Annotated in this window: 17 protein-coding genes; 11 read left to right on the top strand and 6 right to left on the bottom strand. The window is 63.5% G+C overall.

The features are described 5' to 3' along the window. Window position 1: 1 nt before the first annotated feature. Complete coding sequence (locus ACGYK4_RS01605) at window positions 2-1,036, bottom strand: hypothetical protein (protein ID WP_394454823.1); 1,035 nt, start codon at window positions 1,034-1,036, stop codon at window positions 2-4. A 319-nt stretch (window positions 1,037-1,355) separates the two neighbouring features. Between ACGYK4_RS01605 and ACGYK4_RS01600 the strand changes: the two genes are divergently transcribed. Then, window positions 1,356-2,585: a hypothetical protein gene (locus ACGYK4_RS01600; protein ID WP_394454821.1), complete on the top strand. Its 1,230-nt coding sequence runs from the start codon at window positions 1,356-1,358 to the stop codon at window positions 2,583-2,585. 68 nt (window positions 2,586-2,653) lie between these two features. Here the strand turns inward: ACGYK4_RS01600 and ACGYK4_RS01595 are convergent, their stop codons facing one another. Then, complete coding sequence (locus ACGYK4_RS01595) at window positions 2,654-3,511, bottom strand: bile acid:sodium symporter family protein (RefSeq protein ID WP_394454820.1); 858 nt, start codon at window positions 3,509-3,511, stop codon at window positions 2,654-2,656. A 75-nt stretch (window positions 3,512-3,586) separates the two neighbouring features. Further along, the gene (locus ACGYK4_RS01590) at window positions 3,587-5,359 is read right to left on the bottom strand and encodes an SLC13 family permease (protein WP_394454819.1); all 1,773 of its coding nucleotides are present in this window, start codon (window positions 5,357-5,359) and stop codon (window positions 3,587-3,589) included. Between the two features lie 119 nt (window positions 5,360-5,478). On the opposite strand from ACGYK4_RS01590, the gene ACGYK4_RS01585 reads away from it, so the two are divergent. Then, window positions 5,479-6,219, top strand: a complete 741-nt coding sequence (locus tag ACGYK4_RS01585) for a YebC/PmpR family DNA-binding transcriptional regulator (RefSeq protein ID WP_394454817.1) — start codon at window positions 5,479-5,481, stop codon at window positions 6,217-6,219. Here ACGYK4_RS01585 and ACGYK4_RS01580 read toward each other — a convergent pair. Continuing rightward, window positions 6,216-7,097, bottom strand: a complete 882-nt coding sequence (locus ACGYK4_RS01580) for a LysR family transcriptional regulator ArgP (protein WP_394454816.1) — start codon at window positions 7,095-7,097, stop codon at window positions 6,216-6,218. The genes ACGYK4_RS01585 and ACGYK4_RS01580 overlap by 4 nt on opposite strands. Window positions 7,098-7,188: 91 nt before the next feature. Between ACGYK4_RS01580 and ACGYK4_RS01575 the strand changes: the two genes are divergently transcribed. From ACGYK4_RS01575 to ACGYK4_RS01550, 6 genes are all read left to right on the top strand, one after another. Then, on the top strand, window positions 7,189-7,788 hold the full coding sequence (locus ACGYK4_RS01575; protein WP_168612261.1) for a LysE/ArgO family amino acid transporter: 600 nt from the start codon (window positions 7,189-7,191) through the stop codon (window positions 7,786-7,788). A 55-nt stretch (window positions 7,789-7,843) separates the two neighbouring features. Next, the gene (locus ACGYK4_RS01570) at window positions 7,844-8,773 is read left to right on the top strand and encodes a DMT family transporter (RefSeq protein ID WP_136720479.1); all 930 of its coding nucleotides are present in this window, start codon (window positions 7,844-7,846) and stop codon (window positions 8,771-8,773) included. A gap of 92 nt (window positions 8,774-8,865) precedes the next feature. Next, complete coding sequence (gene betI, locus ACGYK4_RS01565) at window positions 8,866-9,441, top strand: choline-responsive transcriptional repressor BetI (RefSeq protein WP_209219056.1); 576 nt, start codon at window positions 8,866-8,868, stop codon at window positions 9,439-9,441. Between the two features lie 76 nt (window positions 9,442-9,517). Then, a complete protein-coding gene (gene betB, locus ACGYK4_RS01560) occupies window positions 9,518-10,975 on the top strand; it encodes a betaine-aldehyde dehydrogenase (protein WP_394454814.1) in 1,458 nt (485 codons plus the stop codon). A gap of 158 nt (window positions 10,976-11,133) precedes the next feature. Then, complete coding sequence (gene betA / locus ACGYK4_RS01555; RefSeq protein ID WP_394454813.1) at window positions 11,134-12,792, top strand: choline dehydrogenase; 1,659 nt, start codon at window positions 11,134-11,136, stop codon at window positions 12,790-12,792. A 61-nt stretch (window positions 12,793-12,853) separates the two neighbouring features. Then, window positions 12,854-13,528 (top strand): thermonuclease family protein, encoded by a 675-nt coding sequence (locus tag ACGYK4_RS01550; RefSeq protein ID WP_394454811.1) that lies wholly within the window; start codon window positions 12,854-12,856, stop codon window positions 13,526-13,528. Here ACGYK4_RS01550 and ACGYK4_RS01545 read toward each other — a convergent pair whose 3' ends face one another. Further along, entirely contained in the window at window positions 13,529-14,929 is a 1,401-nt protein-coding gene (locus tag ACGYK4_RS01545) for a short-chain fatty acyl-CoA regulator family protein (protein ID WP_394431625.1), read from the bottom strand. A 78-nt stretch (window positions 14,930-15,007) separates the two neighbouring features. Continuing rightward, the gene (locus tag ACGYK4_RS01540; protein ID WP_394440501.1) at window positions 15,008-16,222 is read right to left on the bottom strand and encodes a multidrug effflux MFS transporter; all 1,215 of its coding nucleotides are present in this window, start codon (window positions 16,220-16,222) and stop codon (window positions 15,008-15,010) included. 169 nt (window positions 16,223-16,391) lie between these two features. Between ACGYK4_RS01540 and ACGYK4_RS01535 the strand changes: the two genes are divergently transcribed. The 3 genes from ACGYK4_RS01535 to ACGYK4_RS01525 all read left to right on the top strand — a co-directional run bounded on the left by ACGYK4_RS01535 (window position 16,392) and on the right by ACGYK4_RS01525 (window position 18,682). Continuing rightward, entirely contained in the window at window positions 16,392-17,924 is a 1,533-nt protein-coding gene (locus ACGYK4_RS01535) for an acyl-CoA carboxylase subunit beta (protein ID WP_168612268.1), read from the top strand. A gap of 105 nt (window positions 17,925-18,029) precedes the next feature. Then, window positions 18,030-18,284, top strand: coding sequence for a Rho termination factor (locus ACGYK4_RS01530; RefSeq protein WP_394454809.1), 255 nt, complete (start codon window positions 18,030-18,032; stop codon window positions 18,282-18,284). Continuing rightward, window positions 18,182-18,682 (top strand): DUF6497 family protein, encoded by a 501-nt coding sequence (locus tag ACGYK4_RS01525; RefSeq protein WP_394454807.1) that lies wholly within the window; start codon window positions 18,182-18,184, stop codon window positions 18,680-18,682. Before ACGYK4_RS01530 ends, ACGYK4_RS01525 begins: the two co-directional genes overlap by 103 nt. The last annotated feature ends 30 nt before the right edge of the window (window positions 18,683-18,712 follow it).

Below are 18,712 nucleotides of genomic sequence, written 5' to 3'. Positions count from 1 at the left end.
CTTAGGCGCTGCGCGGCACGTCGGACTGGGCGACGATTGCGTCAAAGCCCGCTTGTGCCTCAAGGAAGTTGCGGGTCAGCGGGGCGGTGAGTTCGGATTGGTCCGAGAAATAGGCTCCGACCCGACAGATATGCGCCGCAAATTCAGGATGCACCCCGGCGTCGTCATAGCGTCGGATGCGGTCCTTGCTCAGCCAGCCGCGCTTCTTGGCCTCTTTGCTGATCAGTTTGAGCCGCTGCACCGCATGGAAGGTCAGGTAGACCGAGAGGTAATCGAGGTAGTCGGGCAGGGCGATGCCGCAGGTCGGATCGAAGGCGTCGATCACCACGTCAACCATATCCGGCGGGGCGATGGGCCATGCCTCATCCCCGATCAGCCAAGCGATGTCTTCGGCCCCGTGGCGCAGACCGGCATATTCAAAGTCGAACCAGCGCAGCTTGTCATCCGCCCCAATCGCGGCATTGCCTGAGCGGCAGTCCCATTTGACGAATTGCCGCGCCGGGGCGTTGATGCGCTCATAGGCGGCGGTGCGGTCGAACTGGTCCGAGATGCCGCCGCCGAGGTCTTTTAGAAAATCCACCGCATCGACGAAGTTCAGCACCCAGTCGCGGTTGTTGCCCAGATGCGGCATGATCGCGTTCAACTCGGTCTGGCGCGCGGCGCCGTGGATGCGGAAGATGGCTGAGACGGCCTCGGCTGCGAGGTCAAGCTGTTCGGCGCGTTCCACCCGCGCGACCTCGACGTTGAGGCGGCGCTTGCCGACGTCGGATTGGAACATGATCTCGCCCACCACGCCCAGACATTCGGGCAGGTCGCTGCAGTGGCGGCCAAGCTCGGTCAGCACATGGGCTTCGAGATGGGTGCGGCGGAAGTTCGGGCGCAGGGTGGCGATCACCGTGCGGTCGGTCAGATGCAGCCGAAAGCTCGACCGGTTTTCGCCGCCCGGCGCCGATACCCGCGCCACATCTTGCCCGAAATGCTTGCGCGCCGCCGCGGCGATCTGGGCCTGAGCGCTTTGTTCCTTGGGTCGTGCCATGGGGCCTCCGCTGGTGTTTTCGCCTGTCTAGGTCGGCTGGCTGACGAGGGTACGGCGGGTTTTGGGCAAAACAAAGGCAATTTCCACCTATCCCGACGGGAGTGATTCGCACCCCATCAGCGCATTTGACCTATACGAAAGAACAATGCCCTCTCAGGGTGTCTCACTGTTTCGACTTATCACGCTTTGTCGGCCCAATTTACCCAAAAAATGGAAAGAATTTGGCGGAAATAGGCGCCGCTGCTAGGTTTAAAGGCCAGTGGGGGATGCGGCGCTGCAAAGCGGCCGCGGCTGCAAATGCATATGAGGGATTGGCGTCATGGGTTACAGATTCTCAAAGGGTTGGAACAGCAAGGACAATAGCTGGTCCACTGGCGGTGAAGCGGAAAGCAGTTGCGATGCCAGCGGAACGAAGTCCTATCACAACGGCGGGGTAGAGGGCTCCTCCTTCGCGAAGTGGTATGACAAGCACTTGGCCGAGAAGTTCGACGGGAACGATGACGGCAAAGGCTTTGGTTCGGGTGGGACCAAGGGGTCCGGTTCTGGCGGCACGAAAGGTTCCGGCTCGGGTGGTACAAAGGGTTCCGGTTCGGGTGGCACGAAGGGGTCTGGCTCGGGCGGCACCAAGGGTTCCGGTTCTGGTGGCACGAAAGGTTCGGGCTCTGGCGGTACGAAGGGCTCCGGCTCTGGTGGCACCAAGGGCTCCGGCTCGGGTGGCACTAAGGGTTCCGGTTCTGGCGGTACGAAAGGCTCTGGCTCCGGTGGCACCAAGGGTTCCGGCTCTGGAGGCACGAAAGGCTCCGGCTCGGGTGGCACGAAGGGTTCCGGTTCTGGTGGCACGAAAGGCTCCGGTTCTGGCGGCACCAAAGGCTCCGGCTCTTGCGGCACTAAGGGGTCTGGCTCGGGTGGTACGCAAGGTAGTGATACCGGTGGCGACGATAAGTCCGTTCTTAATTTCCTGATGGGAGAGAATGGGGAGATCACAATCGCCGTCACGGAAACGCCGGAGGGGCAGCTGCACTTCAACCTTTCGCCCACTGATCCCGAAGCGGAATCCCACGCTGACATCAACGGGCTTTTCTTCAATGTGACTGATGGCAGCGCAATCGAAGAACTGAACTTCTTCCCTGATGTGAACGCCGAAGGCTATCACCTGACGGATGTGAAGGCCGTGGATGACGGTGTCGACGGTTTCGACGATGGTCCCCAAGCGGGAGGCAGCTTCGATGTGGGTCTGCAGTTCGGCACGACCGCTGACAGTTCCGATGATGAGGTCACAAGCACGAACTTCACCCTCTGGACCTATCCCGGCTCGCTGTCTTTCGAAGATATCGATCTGAGCGGCATGCGTGTTGTGGTGGACTCGGATGAGAGCGGCGGCGAGGTGCTTGAGGTGTCCGGTATGGTCGATCCTGACATGGAGGACTCCGATGCCGATACCTCCGACCCCGCGAGCGCCCTCATGGACGCGCTGACCCTCACTTCCGTGCCGGAGGAGGAAGACGAAGGGGGCGACACCTGCGAGGATGACGCCTTCGACATGGCCTAAGGGGCCGTCAGTCTAAAAACGAAAGGCGCGTCCCTCGGGGCGCGCCTTTTGCTTGGCGGGCGTCGCCCTCAGCGTCCGCGCATCCAAAGGACGAAGGGCAGGGCCACCAGATACATCGTGATGCCATAGACCGCCGAGGGCAGAGCATAGGCCCTGAACCCCGACGCTTGGCCCGAGATCAACCCGGCGAGGGTGATGCCAAGCGTCGCGTTCTGGATGCCCACTTCGATCGAGATCGTCTTGCGCGTCTGCCACGCCAGCCCGGCCGCTGCGGCAATGCCCAGCCCCAGCAACATCAGCGCCGCGTTCATGCTAATGAGCGCGGGACCAAGCCGGGCGAGGTTCTCGGTGAAAACGCTCCAATTTCCGGCCAATGCGGCGAGGACAATCAGCACGAAGAGCAGCGCGGCGAGGGCGGAGAGGCCCGGCTCGATCCGCGCGGCAAAGCCGGGGGCGAGGTGGCGCAGGGCAAGCCCAAGTGCCACGGGCAGGGTGGTGATCACGAACATCGCCACCGCCAGCGCCGCGACCGAAACATCCGGCGCGGCATCGCCCATGAAGTGCCGCACGGCGATGGCGGTGAAAACCGGCACGGTCAGGATGCTCAGAAGCGAGACCACCGCCGTCAAAGTCACCGACAGCGCCACATCGCCCCGCGCGAATTTGCTGATCATATTCGAGGTCACGCCGCCCGGGCAGAAGGAGAGGATCATCAGCCCCACGGCCAGTTCTCCGCGCAGGCCGAAGGCCATGGCCACCGCCCATGCGGCAGCGGGCACCAGCACCACTTGGCAAAGCGCGCCCAAGGCAAAGGCGCGCGGGTATTTCGCCACGCGGGTGAAGTCTGGGACCGTGAGGCCCACGCCCAGCGACAGCATGATGATCGCCAATGACAGCGGCAATACGACGTTGATTAGAATGTCCATTTGTCCCCCCAAAGCTGACCTTCAGCCTAGGGGCGGCAAATATGCTCTGGCAAGTCCGACGCGCGGGGGTGGCGATTAAAGCGGCCAGAAGAACAGGATGGCGGGGATCGACACGGCGACGACGATGATCTCGAGCGGCAGCCCCATGCGCCAATAGTCGCCAAAGGAATAGCCGCCGGGGCCGAGGATCAGCGTGTTGTTCTTATGCCCAATCGGCGTCAGGAAAGCCGAAGAGGCCGCCACCGCCACCGCCATCAGGAACGGATCAGGAGAGACGCCGAGCGACTGCGCCATCTGGATGCCCACAGGCGCCGCGACGATGGTCGTCGCCGTGTTGTTGAGCACATCCGACAGCGACATGGTCACCACCATCAGAACCGTGAGGACCACCCAAGCGGGCAGCCCCTCGGTCAGCCCCACCAGCGCGCCCGCGATCAATTCGGTCCCGCCCGAAGTCTCCAGCGCCGCGCCCAGCGGGATCATGGAGCCTAACAGAACGATGACCGGCCATTCGATATGGGTATAGAGTTCCGACAGCGGCACGATCTTGGCCAGCACATAGCCAACCACGACGATTCCAAGCGCGATGGGCAGGTAGATCAGCCCGAAGGAGGCCGCCGCCACGGCCCCCGCGAACATCGCAATGGCGAGCCATGTCTTGCTGTCTTGCGTCACCGCAAGCCCCCGGTCGGCCAGCGGCAGCACGCCCAGCCAATCGGTGACATGAGCCACCGTGTCACGCGGCACCAGCAGCAAAAGGATGTCACCGGGTTTCAGCTCGGTCGTGCGCAGTTGCGAGGTGATCTTGCGGCCCTGTCGCGACAGGCCCAGCAGCACCGTGCGCTGCCGCCACGACAGGCCCACCGCCTGCGCCGTGCGCCCGTTGAGCCGCGAGCCATCGGTCACCACGACCTCGACAATCTCGACCCCGTCGCCATCGGCCAGCAGCAGGTCTTCGCGATCCCGGTCAGCCAGCGCGAGGTTCAGCGTGCTGCGGAATTCGTCCAGCGCGTCGGGCGTGGCCTCGAGCACGATCGCATCTCCGGCTTGCAGCACCACGTTGCGGGCCGTGCCATAGCGCCGTTTGCCATCGCGCATCAGGCCCAAGATCGCCACATCGGCGCGATGCGCCTCTTCTTGCAACTCGGCCAGACGTTTGCCGATCTGTTTGTTGCCCTCGGGCACGGTCAGCTCGGCGATATATTGGGCGATGTCCTCGGTCTCGATCATGGCGTCTTCGCGGGCGGGGATCAGCCGCCAGCCGATCAGCGCGACAAAGATCAGCCCCGCGATGGCGGCCAGCCCACCGACTGGGGCGAAATCGAACATCTTGAAAGGCGCGCCCAAGGATTCCTGCCGGATGGAGGCGATGATGATATTGGGCGGCGTGCCGATCAGCGTGGCCATGCCGCCAAGGATGGTGGCAAAACTGAGCGGCATCAGGCTCAGCCCCGGCGCGCGGCCCGCTTTGCGTGCGGTCTGGATGTCGACCGGCATCAGCAGGGCCAAGGCGGCGACGTTGTTCATAAAGGCCGACAGCACCCCGCCCACGGCACCCATCATGGTGATATGCGCGCCCAAGCTGCGCGAACTGTCGACCAGCGTGCGGGTGATCAGCATCACCGCGCCCGAACGGACCAACCCAGCCGAAACCACCAAGACCAGCGCCACGATCAGCGTGGCCGGATGGCCGAAACCGTCAAAGGCGTTTTCCGTGGGCACCACCCCCAGCACCACGCCGAGCATCAGCGCCCCGAAGGCCACGATGTCATAGCGAAACCGCCCCCAGAGCAGCAGACCAAAGACCGCGCCGAAGAGGGTGAAAAGGATGATCTGATCAGTGGTCATAAGTCCGGTCTAACGTGGTTGCCCCATTGGCGGAAAGCTAAGCACAGGCCGGGTGGCTTGTTCCAGCGGTGATGCTGGCATATAGAGTGGCGCAAACGCATTGCCAGAACGAGGTATTCATGGCCGGTCACTCCAAATGGGCAAACATCCAGCATCGCAAGGGCCGTCAGGACAAGCTGCGCGCCAAGGTGTTTTCCAAACTCTCCAAGGAAATCACCATCGCGGCCAAGATGGGCGACCCCGACCCGGACAAGAACCCGCGTCTTCGTCTGGCGGTGAAAGAGGCCAAGGGCCAGTCCATGCCCAAGGACAACATCGAACGCGCCATCAAGAAGGCCGTCGGCGGTGAGGGCGAGGATTACGAGGAAATCCGCTATGAGGGCTATGGCCCCAATGGCGTGGCGGTGATCGTCGAGGCGATGACCGACAACCGCAACCGCACCGCTTCGACCGTGCGCTCGACCTTCACCAAGAACGGCGGCAATCTGGGCGAAACCGGTTCGGTCGGCTTCATGTTCGAGCGCAAGGGCGAGGTGATCTACCCGGCTTCCGTCGGTGACGCAGACACCGTGATGATGGCTGCGATCGAAGCGGGCGCTGAAGACGTGGAAAGCTCCGAGGACGGTCACGTGATCTATTGCGCGGACACCGATTTCAACGACGTGTCGACCGCGCTGGAGGCCGAATTGGGCGAGTCGGAATCGACCAAGCTGATCTGGCGTCCGACCACCACCACCGAGATGGATCTTGAGAACATGGAAAAGCTGATGAAGCTGATCGATGCGCTTGAGGAAGATGACGACGTGCAGCGCGTCACCACTAACTTTGAGGCCTCAGACGAGGTTATGGCGCAGCTTTAACGCGGCATTTGCACCAGCGCCTCGCGCGCCGCGGCTCTTATGGCGGCGGTGAGCGGGGCCAGCGCGGGCGCCATGATCCGCGCGACCTGCCAGTAAAGCGGCACATCCAGTGGCAGCGCGTTGTCGAGTGATACGAGCCGCCCCGCCGCCATATCCTCGGCCACCAGCGGCGCGGGGTTCATCCCCCAACCCAGCCCTTGCTGCGCCGCCGCGACAAAGCCGTGGCTTGAGGGCAGATGGTGGCTTGGCGGGGTCAGTCGCTGCCCGGTCTTTCGCATCAACCATCGCCCTTGCAGTTGATCCTTATGATCGAAGGTGAGCATCGGCGCGCGGGCCAGTGCCTCGGTCGTGACGCCCTCGGCAAACCAGGTCTCGCGATAGGCGGGGCTGGCGGTGGCATGGTAGCGCAGCGCCCCCAAGGGCAGCACGTCGCAGCCCGGTGCCGCGCGGGCTTGCCCCGTCACCGCCGCGCTGACCTCTCCCCTTCGCAGCCAATCGGCAGAGGTGTCTTGGTCGTCGATCATCAGATCGAAAAGCATGTCGGGCACCTGCGCCAGCGCCGGGATCAGCCATGTGGCCAAGACATCCGCAGGCACCGCAAGGCGCAGCCGGGGCGGGGCGGTGGCATCGCCCGCGCCAAGCGCCTGCGCTTCGAGCAGGGCCACATCCTCCGCATGTTTGGCAAGACGCTGGCCCATGGGGGTGCCGGTGCAGGGCTGGCCGCGCAGAACGAGGGTGGCCCCCACACGATCCTCCAGCGCCTTCACCCGTTGCGAGATTGCCGAGGGGGTCACCCCCAGCACCGCCGCCGCGGCGTCAAAACTGCCGAGCCGTAGGATATGGGCCAAGGCGGTTAGCTGCGCGCTGTCGAGCTTCATAAGTTTTGCTAATCCTGACGTAGACTATTGAATTTGAGTAATCTGAACCGCCGGGTTAGGCAAAGGCAACCCATGTTATAGGACGCTTTTGATGTTGACCTCTCTCCTTCCCGGCTTCGCCCTCAGCCTCACCCTCATCATGGCCATCGGGGCGCAGAATGCCTTTGTCTTGCGCCAAGGGCTGCGCCGCGAACATGTGCTGCCGGTGGTGCTGGTTTGTGCTGCCTCGGATGCGGTGTTGATCATGTCGGGGGTCGCGGGCTTTGGCGCGCTGGCTGAGGCGGCCCCGTGGTTCGGCCCGCTGATGCGCTATGGCGGCGCGGCCTTCCTGCTGTGGTACGGCTGGCGCAATGCGGTTTCCGCATGGCAGGGCGGGGAGGCGCTGGAGGCCGAGGGGCAATCCACCCGCAGCCTGCGCAAGGCGATCCTGACGCTGCTGGCGCTGACGTGGCTGAACCCGCATGTCTACCTCGACACCTTGGTGCTGCTCGGCTCGATCTCGGCGCAATATCCGGACCGGCTCAGCTTTGGCATCGGGGCGGTGCTGGCAAGCTTCGTCTTCTTCTTCTCACTGGGCTATGGTGCGCGGCTGCTGGCGCCGCTCTTTGCCAGACCGCGCAGTTGGCAGGTCTTGGACGCCATCATCGCCGTGACCATGTGGGCGATTGCCATCAAATTGCTTGCGATGTGAATAAAAATGCCGCGCCCATCTTGCCCTTGGCAGCGCTTTGGGAAAGGGTCGCGGCATGACACACTCTCCCGCCACCACCCCCGACATCCCCGCTCCGCCCAACCGCCCGCTTGTCGGGGTCTTTTGGATGTTGGTGACGGGGGCCTGTTTCATCGGCGTGACCGCGCTGGTGAAATACATGGGGCCGCGGCTGCCTTCGGCAGAGGCCGCTTTCCTGCGCTACGCCATGGGGTTGGTCTTTGTCCTGCCGGTCCTGCGGTCGCTGCTGGCCACACCGGTAAGCCGGCGACAATGGGGTCTGTTCGGCATGCGGGGCCTGTGCCACGCAGGCGGGGTGATCCTGTGGTTCTACGCCATGACACGCCTGCCCATCGCCGAGGTGACCGCGATGAACTACCTCGCGCCGATCTATGTCACCGTGGGTGCCGCGATCTTTCTGGGAGAGAAGCTGGCCGCACGGCGTATCGTGGCGGTCTGTCTGGGGCTGGCGGGGGCGGCGATCATCCTGCGGCCCGGTTTTCGCGAAGTCTCTACCGGGCATCTGGCGATGTTGTTGGCGGCGGTGGTCTTTGCCGGGTCCTACCTCTTGGCCAAGGTGCTGGCGGATGAGGCGCGCCCGGTGATGATCGTGACGATGCTGTCGATCTTTGTGACCATCGGGCTGGCGCCCTTTGCCTTCGCCGTCTGGATCACGCCGACACCGCAGGAACTGCTGATCCTCGCCGGGGTCGCCTTTTTCGCGACGGCGGGGCATTTCACCATGACGCTGGCCTTTGCCGCCGCCCCGGTGACGGTGACGCAGCCGGTCACTTTCCTGCAATTGGTCTGGGCTACGATCCTCGGCGTGGTGGTCTTTGCCGAGCCGGTGGACCTCTGGGTCGTGCTGGGCGGGGCGGTGATCTTGGGCTCTGTCACCTTTATCACATGGCGCGAAGCGATGCTGAAACGGCAGGTCACGCCCCCCTCACATGCGACGAAATTCTGACCTTCCGCCCCGTCGGTCGGTACTTGATTGACGAGTCAATAAAGATTCCCCTATCCTGAGGCGGTCAACACTGCCCCAAGGATCCGAATCCAATGCCCAAAGTCGGAATGGAACCCATTCGCCGCTCTGCGCTGGTCAAAGCCACCATCGCCGAGATTGGCGAGGCCCAGTCGCTGGATGTGACGGTGAGCCAGATCGCCAAGCGGGCAGGCATGTCGAGCGCGCTGGCGCATCATTACTTCGGCGGCAAGAACCAGATCTTTCTGGCGGCGATGCGGCATATCCTGTCGGAATATGCCGCCGGGGTCCGCGAGCGGCTTGCCACGGCCCGCACGCCGCATGACCGCGCGGCGGCGATCATCGTCGCCAGTTTCGACGATACCGGCTTTCACCCCGGCACGATCAGCGCGTGGATGACACTCTACGCCCATGCCCGCACCAACCCCGAAACCCGGCGGCTGCTGACGGCTTACCAAAGCCGGTTGCGGTCCAACCTCACCCACGCGCTGCGCCCGATCAGCCCTCAGCCCGAAGGCGACGCCGAAACCTTGGCGGCGCTGATCGACGGGCTCTACCTGCGCGCGGCGCTGTCGGATGGCGTCAGCGCGGCAGAGGCTATGACTCGCGCGCTCTATACACTCGACCTGCTGCTTAAAGCGGGCCGTTGAACACCGCGGAGACGGGCGGCACCGCCGCGCTCCGCCTCTCTGAACACTCCTCGCCTCAGGCAAGAAAGTCCCTTTGATGTCCTATGATCCCCAACCCACCGCCAGCCACTTCATCGATGGCGCCTATGTCGAAGACACCAATGGCACGCCGATCCCGGTGATCTATCCCGCCACGGGCGAGAAGATCGCGACGGTCTATGCCGCCACGCCTCATATCGTGGAACAGGCCATCGCCTCGGCCCGCCGCGCGCAGGCCGCATGGGGCGCGCTAAGCGGCACCGAACGGGGCCGCATCCTGCGCCGCGCCGCCGACATGATCCGCGACCGCAACCACGACCTCTCGGTGCTGGAAACCCAAGACACCGGCAAACCCTATCAGGAGACCTCCGTCGCCGATGCCACCAGCGGGGCGGACGCGCTGGAGTATTTCGGCGGCCTCGCCGGCAGCCTGACCGGCGAGCATATCCAGCTTGGCGAAGACTGGGTCTATACCCGGCGCGAGCCCTTGGGCGTCTGTGTCGGCATCGGCGCATGGAACTACCCCACCCAGATCGCCTGCTGGAAGGCCGCCCCCGCGCTGGCCTGCGGCAATGCGATGATCTTCAAACCGTCCGAAACCACGCCGCTCTGCGCCCTGAAGGTCGCCGAAATCCTGATCGAGGCCGGCTTGCCCGCGGGCCTCTTCAACGTGGTCCAGGGCATGGGCGGAGTGGGCCAGTCACTTGTCACCGATGCCCGCGTCGACAAGGTCTCGCTCACCGGCTCCGTGCCCACGGGGCGCAAGGTCTATGCCGCGGCTGCCGAGGGCATCAAACATGTGACGATGGAACTGGGCGGCAAGTCGCCCCTGATCGTTTTCGAGGACGCGGGCATCGACAACGCAGTCGGCGGCGCGATCCTCGGCAACTTCTACAGCTCGGGGCAGATCTGCTCGAACGGCACCCGCGTCTTCGTGCACCGCGACATCAAGGAAAAGTTCCTCGCGCGCCTTTCCGAGCGGCTGGACAACGCCGTGATCGGCGACCCGATGGACTCCGACACCAGCTTCGGCCCGATGGTCAGCGAACGACAGATGCAGATCGCGCTGGACTACGTCGAAAAGGGCAAGGCCGAAGGCGCGCGACTGGTCTATGGCGGCACCCGGATCGAACGTGACGGTTTCTACATGCGGCCCACAGTCTTTGCCGATGTGACCGACGACATGGTCATTGCCCGCGAAGAGATTTTCGGCCCCGTCATGGCGGTGCTCGACTTCGAGGACGAGGGTGAGGTCATGACCCGCGCCAACGCGACCGAGTTCGGCCTCGCCGCCGGTGTTTTCACCCGTGATCTTGCCCGCGCGCATCGCGTGGCGGCGGGGTTCGAGGCCGGGACCTGCTACATCAACAGCTACAACGACGCGCCGGTCGAGGCGCCCTTCGGCGGCATGAAGAACTCCGGCGTGGGCCGCGAGAACGCCAAGGCCGCGATCGAGCACTACAGCCAGGTGAAGTCGGTCTATGTGCGCATGGGCGATGTTGAGGCGCCCTTCTAAGGGGTGAATTTTCTGAGAGGTGCTTGAGGGATCACTCCGATCCTCAAGTCACCTCGTCAATTCTGGGGTGCGATTCCCCACCGCCTCAAGGACAAGCCGCGCATTCGCGCGGTGCTGCGCATCCTTGGCCCGGCGCGGAATCACGGAAGGTGAGTGTTATGGAAGCTGAATTTGTCATCGTCGGCGCGGGCTCCGCGGGATGCGCCATGGCCTACCGTCTGGCCGAGGCGGGCCGCAAGGTCATCGTCATCGAACATGGCGGCAGCGATGCGGGGCCCTTCATCCAGATGCCCGCGGCCCTCAGCTATCCGATGAACATGCCGCGTTACGACTGGGGCTATAAATCCGAGCCCGAGCCGCATCTCAACAACCGCGAGCTGGTCTGCCCGCGCGGCAAGGTGATCGGCGGCTCGTCCTCGATCAACGGCATGGTCTATGTGCGCGGCCACGCCAAGGATTTCGACCATTGGGAAGAGTCCGGCGCGCGCGGTTGGTCCTACGCCGATGTGCTGCCCTACTACAAGCGCATGGAGACATGGCATGAGAACGGCCATGGCGGCGATGCGGCATGGCGCGGCAAGGACGGCCCGCTGCACGTCAGCCGCGGCCCGCGCGAGAACCCGCTTTTCGACGCCTTCGTGCAGGCCGGGGCACAGGCCGGCTACCCGGTGACCCATGACTACAACGGCGAGCAGCAAGAGGGCTTCGGCCCGATGGAGCAGACCGTCTGGAACGGGCGGCGCTGGTCGGCGGCCAATGCCTATCTGCGTCCGGCGCAGAAGACGGGCAATGTCACCCTGATCCGCGCGCTGGCGCAGCGCGTGGTGATCGAAGAGGGCCGTGCTGTGGGGGTCGAGGTCAAGCGTGGCCGCGCGACGGAGGTGATCCGTGCCAGCCGCGAAGTGGTGCTGGCGGCGTCGTCGATCAACTCGCCGAAACTGCTGATGCTCTCGGGGATCGGCCCCGCCGCGCATCTGGCCGACCACGGGATCGAGGTGCTGGCCGACCGCCCCGGCGTGGGTCAGAACCTGCAGGACCATCTGGAGCTTTACATTCAGATGGCCTCGCGCCAGCCGATCACGCTCTACAAGCACTGGAACCTCTTGTCGAAGGCCGTCATCGGCGCGCAATGGCTCTTTACCAAGACCGGGATGGGGGCCTCGAACCAGTTCGAATCCGCGGCCTTCATCCGCTCGAAGCCCGGCGTGGAATACCCTGATATCCAATACCATTTCCTGCCCATTGCCGTGCGCTACGACGGGCAGGCGGCGGCCGAGGGGCACGGGTTCCAAGCCCATACGGGGCCGATGCGCTCCAAATCGCGCGGTGCCGTTACCCTGCGCTCCGCCGACCCGGCCGAGGCGCCGCGTATTCGCTTCAACTACATGTCCCATCCCGACGATTGGGAGGAGTTCCGCACTTGTATCCGCCTCACGCGGGAAATCTTCGCGCAGGATGCCTTCAAACCCTTCGTTAAACACGAGATCCAGCCCGGCGCCGCGCTGCAGTCGGACGCGGAGCTTGATGCCTTCATCGCCGAACACGCCGAGAGCGCCTATCACCCCTGCGGCACCTGCGGCATGGGGGCGGCGGACGATCCCGACGCCGTGGTCGACCCGCAAGCACGGGTGATTGGGGTCGAGGGGCTGCGCGTGGCCGACAGTTCGATCTTCCCGCGGATCACCAATGGCAACCTTAACGCGCCTTCGATCATGGTCGGCGAAAAGGTCTCCGACCTGCTTTTGGGCCGCGATCCGCTGCCGCGCGCGAATGACGAACCTTGGCTGCATCCGAACTGGCAGGTGGCGCAGCGCTGATCGTTAACCTGCCTTAACATCCTGTCTTGAAGGCCGCGGGGCGGGGCGTCATACCTGCCTCATGTTAAGGATTTGTTCACTTTTCGCCCTCAGTCTGACACTGAGCCTCGCAACTGGATCAGCGGGGGCGCAGACCGTCTCGGGGGTGGTCCGCGTGATCGACGGGGATACTTTCGATCTCGGCGGTACGCGCATCCGCTTACATGGCATCGATGCGCTCGAGGCCAGCCAGACCTGCGAGACAGAGGTCGGGCAGGCTTGGGCCTGCGGAGATTGGACAACGAGGGAGGTGCGCGACAGATACCAAGGGGCCAACGCGCGTTGTGAGGCACTAGACCGCGACCGCTATGATCGCATTGTCGCCCGCTGCCATGTGGGCAACGTTGACGTGGGGCAGGCGCTGGTGCGTGACGGGCTGGCCTTTGCCTATCGGAAATATTCGATGGACTATGATCTGGATGAGAAAGCCGCCTTTGTCGCAGGCCGTGGGATTCACGGGTTCAAGACGGTTTCCCCCGCCCGCTACCGCGTGACCCGCCGCAGCGGGTCCGAGCCTGCCCGGCCGGAGGGGAGCTGCCAGATCAAAGGCAATATCAGCGCCAAGGGGGTTAAGATCTATCATATGCCGGGGCAAGAATTTTACAGCCGCACCCGCATCAGCGCCCGCAAAGGCGAGCGTTGGTTCTGTTCCGAGGCAGAGGCACGCGGCGCGGGGTGGCGGCGCGCGCGGCGCTGATCACTCCACCCGGTAGGGCAGGGTGTCGCGCAGATGCGGGTCGACCACCAACTGCCGCTCCAGCGGCGGGACGGAGCGTTGATGGCAATCCCGGCGTTCGCAAATGCGGCAGGAAATGCCAATCGGTTCAAAGGCATCGCTGCGGGTGACATCCATCCCATCGGCATAGACCAGCGCGGGCGCATGGCGCACCTCGCAGCCCAGTGAAATCGCGTAGCGCCGCACAGGCGCGCCAAACCGCCCCGCCGGTTTCGAGATGTCCCGCGCCAAACTGATATAGCGCACCCCATCCGGCGTCTCGGCCAGTTGGCGCAGGAACCTTCCCGGCGTCTCGAAAGCGCGGTGGACGTTCCAAAGAGGACAGGCGCCGCCAAAACGCGCGAATTGCAACCGGGTGGCCGAGTGGCGCTTCGTGATCGTGCCCGCCTGATCGACCCGCACAAAGAAGAAAGGGACCCCTTTCGCGCCGGGCCGCTGAAGCGTCGAAAGCCGATGCGCCACCTGTTCGATCGAAGCACCGAAATGCCCGGCCAGCACCTCAAGATCATGGCGGCAGTCCTGCGCTTTTTGCAGGAACCGCCCATAGGGCAACAGGGCCGCCCCGGCGAAGTAATTGGCCAGCCCGATCTTCGCGATATCCCGTGCCGCAGCGCTGTGGAAACGGGCAAGGTCAAGCGTGGCCTCCAGCAGCGCATCCTGCTGCGTCAGCGCCACCTGCAACAGCATTTGAAAAGTCTGTGTTTCGGGTGCTGCACGGGCCGATAGATGCAGCGTTTTGCGCGCAGGATCATAGGCGCGCAGGCGGTCGTCATCTTCAAAGACTACGGTCACCCCGGCGCGTTCGAGAGCGGCTGCCGCAGTCGCTCGCGTATCACTGCCGCTGCCTTCGCGTGTCGCGAAATGCTCTGCCGCACGGTCGACGGCGTCGATGTAATTGTCGCAATAGTGAAAGAAGTCCCTCACTTCCTCCCAAGGGGAGGGCATCGCCCGGGCGTCTTCGCGGCCCAAGGCTTCGTCCAGTGACGCCAGCCGCTCATGCACTTGCCGGTAGCTTTGATGCAGGGCAAGAAAGGCGTGCGCCAGCCCCGGGGCGTTGGACGCCGTGAGGCGCAGATCGGCCATCGGGGGTGCCTTTCCGGCGAAAATCGGATCGGCCAGCGCCTCGCGCAGATCGCTGACCAACCGCTCCCCATCGCCGCTGGAAAGCTCGGTCACATCCAGCCTGAACTCCGACGCCAAGGCGAGCACGACATTGGTGCTGACAGGCCGGTTGTTGTTCTCCATCTGGTTGAGATAGGGCAAGGAGACGCCCAGCCGGGCGGCGAAGTCTTTTTGCGTCAGCCCCGCGCGGGTGCGGGTCTCACGCAGTTTCACACCGGCATAGAGTTTCTGGATCGCCATCCGCGCACCTTTGCAACTTTGCAGCTGGGTGCAGCCTAGCTTTGCAAAGCCTGGGTCACAAGTGCGAGGAGCGTAGGCCTAGAGGCCCAAAGCCTTCTCACGCCGGATCACCACCCAGATGGAGGCGACCGAGGCGATGGCCGTCAGCAGCATGAGCCACAACAGCGGATAGGCTCCGGTTTCGGGAGTGAGCAGGGCGCCCGCCAGCGCGCTCAAAGCCGCGCCGCCGACGATCATGATCGCCCCGCCCAGCCCGGAGGCCGTGCCAGCCAGATGCGGGCGCACCGACAGCATCCCGGCGGTGGCATTGGGGATGCACAGCCCGTTGCCCAGCCCCACCAGCGTCATCAGCCCGAAAAAGCTGAGCGGAGAGCCGTAGCCCGCAAGAAAGATCAGCAGCGACACCGTGCCGCCCAGGGCGTTGGAAATGCAGCCCCAAAGCACCAGCGTATTGACGCCAAACCGGGTCGCCGTCCGCGCGGTGACGAAGTTGCCGATGAAATAGCCAATCGCGGGCGCGCCGAAATAGAGGCCCAGCACCGCAGGTTCCATCCCGAAGACCACGGTGCCTACGAAGGGTGCGCCGCCGAGATAGGCAAAAAAGGCGCCCGAGCAAAAACCCGTGGCCAGCGCATAGCCCCAAAAACGGGGGGAGCGGAGCAACTCGGGGTATTCGCCGAACTGCTGGCGCAGCGATTTGCCGCTGGCCCGGGCGGTTTCGCCCAAATCCGCCCAAGCCACCCAAAACACCAACCCGCCGAGGATTAGCATCGCCCAGAAGGAAGCCTGCCAGCCGAAACCCTGTTCCAGCAACCCGCCCAAGGCTGGGCTGATCATGGGCACCAGCGCCATGCCCATGGTCACATAGCCGATCATGGAGGCGGATTCGTCCTGGGTATAAAGATCGCGGATCACCGCACGGCTCAGCACCATGCCCGTGGCGATCACAGCCTGCGCCATGCGGAATACCAGAAACACGGCGATGTTCGGCGCCAGCAGACAGCCGACCGTGGCCACGAAAAAGATGCCCAAGCCCCAAAGCATCACCCGCCGCCGCCCGAGGTTGTCCGAAATCGGCCCGATGAAGATTTGCAGTATCCCGCTGAAGAACAGGTAGAGCGGTACCGAAAGCTGGATTACCGCATAATCCGTGCCGAAATGCTCTGCCATCTTCGGCAGACTGGGCAGGAAGATGTTCATGACCATGGCCGAAAGCCCGGCCAGCAGGATCAGCGTTGAAATATGGGGCGGGGTCGTCCGGTCTAAATACCGGACCCGGGGGATATCGCTCATGCAAATGCAAGTAGTCGCGGGTATGGGAAATGTCCATGTTAACTAGATTGTTTTGCAACTTTTCATTTTGCTTCACCACGCCTGTATTGATTTTGCAAATTTGCAAAATTGCGCTTTGGTCAGTTGCGCTCCTCCGGTAGACTGGTCGAAATCACAATAGGGGTGCGTCATGAAAGACATTCTCGAACAACTGGAGCGGCGTCGCGAAGATGCGCGTTTGGGCGGCGGTCAGGCACGGATCGATGCGCAGCACGGCCGCGGCAAGCTCACCGCGCGGGAGCGTGTCGATCTGCTGCTCGACGAAGGCTCCTTCGAGGAATTCGACATGTTCGTCACCCACCGCTGCACCGATTTCGGCATGCAGGATCAAAAGCCCGCGGGCGATGGCGTGGTCACCGGCTGGGGCACGATTAACGGCCGCCTCGTCTATGTCTTCAGTCAGGATTTCACCGTCTTCGGCGGCTCCCTATCTGAAACCCATGCTCAGAAAATCTGCAAGATCATGGACATGGCAGTGCAAAACGGCGCGCCGGTGATCGGCATCAACGATTCCGGCGGCGCGCGGATCCAAGAGGGCGTGGCCAGCCTTGCAGGCTATGCCGAGGTATTCCAGCGCAACATCGAAGCCTCCGGCGTGATCCCCCAGATCAGTGTCATCATGGGCCCCTGCGCGGGCGGGGCAGTCTATTCGCCCGCGATGACCGACTTCATCTTCATGGTCAAAGACAGCTCCTATATGTTCGTCACCGGCCCGGATGTGGTGAAAACCGTCACCAACGAAGTCGTCACCGCCGAAGAGCTGGGCGGCGCCACGACCCACACGCGCAAATCCTCCGTCGCCGACGCGGCCTTCGAGAACGATGTGGAGGCACTCGCTGAGGTGCGCCGCCTCGTCGATCTGCTGCCCGCCAACAACCGCGAAAAGCCGCCGGTCCGCCCCTTCTTCGATGATCCCAATCGGATTGAGCCCTCGCTCGACACGCTGGTACCGTCGAACGCCAACACCCCCTATGACATGAAGGAATTGATCCTCAAACTGGCGGATGAGGGTGACTTTTACGAAATCCAAGAGGAATTCGCCAAGAACATCATCACCGGTTTCATCCGCCTTGAGGGGCGTACCGTTGGCGTGGTGGCCAACCAACCAATGGTGCTGGCCGGCTGCCTCGACATCGACAGTTCGCGCAAAGCGGCGCGTTTCGTGCGTTTCTGCGACGCCTTCGAGATCCCGATCCTCACGCTCGTCGACGTGCCCGGCTTCCTGCCCGGCACCGGTCAGGAATTCGGCGGCGTCATCAAACACGGCGCGAAACTGCTCTTCGCCTATGGCGAGGCGACCGTGCCGATGGTCACCGTCATCACGCGCAAAGCCTATGGCGGCGCCTATGACGTGATGGCCTCGAAGCACCTGCGCTCGGATTTCAACTACGCTTGGCCCACCGCCGAAGTCGCCGTGATGGGCGCCAAAGGCGCAACCGAGATCATTCACCGCAAGGATCTGAACGACCCCGAAAAGATCGCCAAACACACCAAGGATTACGAAGACCGTTTCGCCAATCCCTTCGTCGCCGCCGAACGGGGCTTCATCGATGAGGTGATCCAGCCCCGCTCTACCCGCAAACGGGTCGCCCGCGCTTTTGCCTCGCTGCGGAACAAAAAAGTGCAGACCCCGTGGAAAAAACACGACAACATTCCGCTCTGAGCGCCATCATGCAGCTTCATCCTTTCTCAAATACCGATCCCACGAGGGCCGCGCGCGGAACCCTCGGCGGGCTGGGTGGTTTTCCTTACAAAGGAGGACCGCATCATGCCGAATTCATCCATCAAGGACGAAGAGACCTACAAGTCCCTGCGCGAGGATGGGGCGAGCAAGGAGAAAGCCGCCCGGATCGCCAACGCGCAGGCCAACGACAGCCAGCATCCCAGCCAGAAGGGGGGCAAACAGCTGCCCTACGAGGATTGGACCAAGGACGATCTCTACGACCGGGCGCAGGATCTCGGGATCGAAGGGCGCTCGGACATGGACAAGGACACGCTGATCGACGCGCTGCGCAACCACTAGGCGCTCTTCTGCGCCGGGCTTGGCTGCCAGCCCTGCTGGCGGTCGGGCTTGGAGGCCCCGCGCGGGCCATTGATGTCCCCTCTGGGCAAACCGTTGACCTGCAAGAGGTCTTGGTTGAGGATCTCGGCGGTGAGACTTGGCTTCGCTTCCGTTTTATCGCGCCGCAGATCGCCAAAGGGCCGGGGGCCATCGCCTATGACCGCGCCGCACCGGATATGGAACATCTCTGCGCGGTCGTCGCACTTCCTTACATGACTGAACATGCGCTGGCAGGGCAGGTGATCGTCGTCTCCCTCGCCGACCGTCCGGTGGAATTCGGCGCGGCCGACCCCGAAGCGACCCAGTATTTCGAAGCTTTCCGGGCGCAGGATGACACCTGCATTTGGGAGGGTTTGTGATGCACAGGCAATATCTTGCAAGAATCCGCC

The organism is Sulfitobacter sp. 1A13368, from assembly GCF_043557275.1.
Lineage (GTDB): Bacteria > Pseudomonadota > Alphaproteobacteria > Rhodobacterales > Rhodobacteraceae > Sulfitobacter > Sulfitobacter faviae.
The sequence above is the reverse complement of the archived record's forward strand: the minus strand, read 5'-3'. Positions and strand labels throughout refer to the sequence as shown.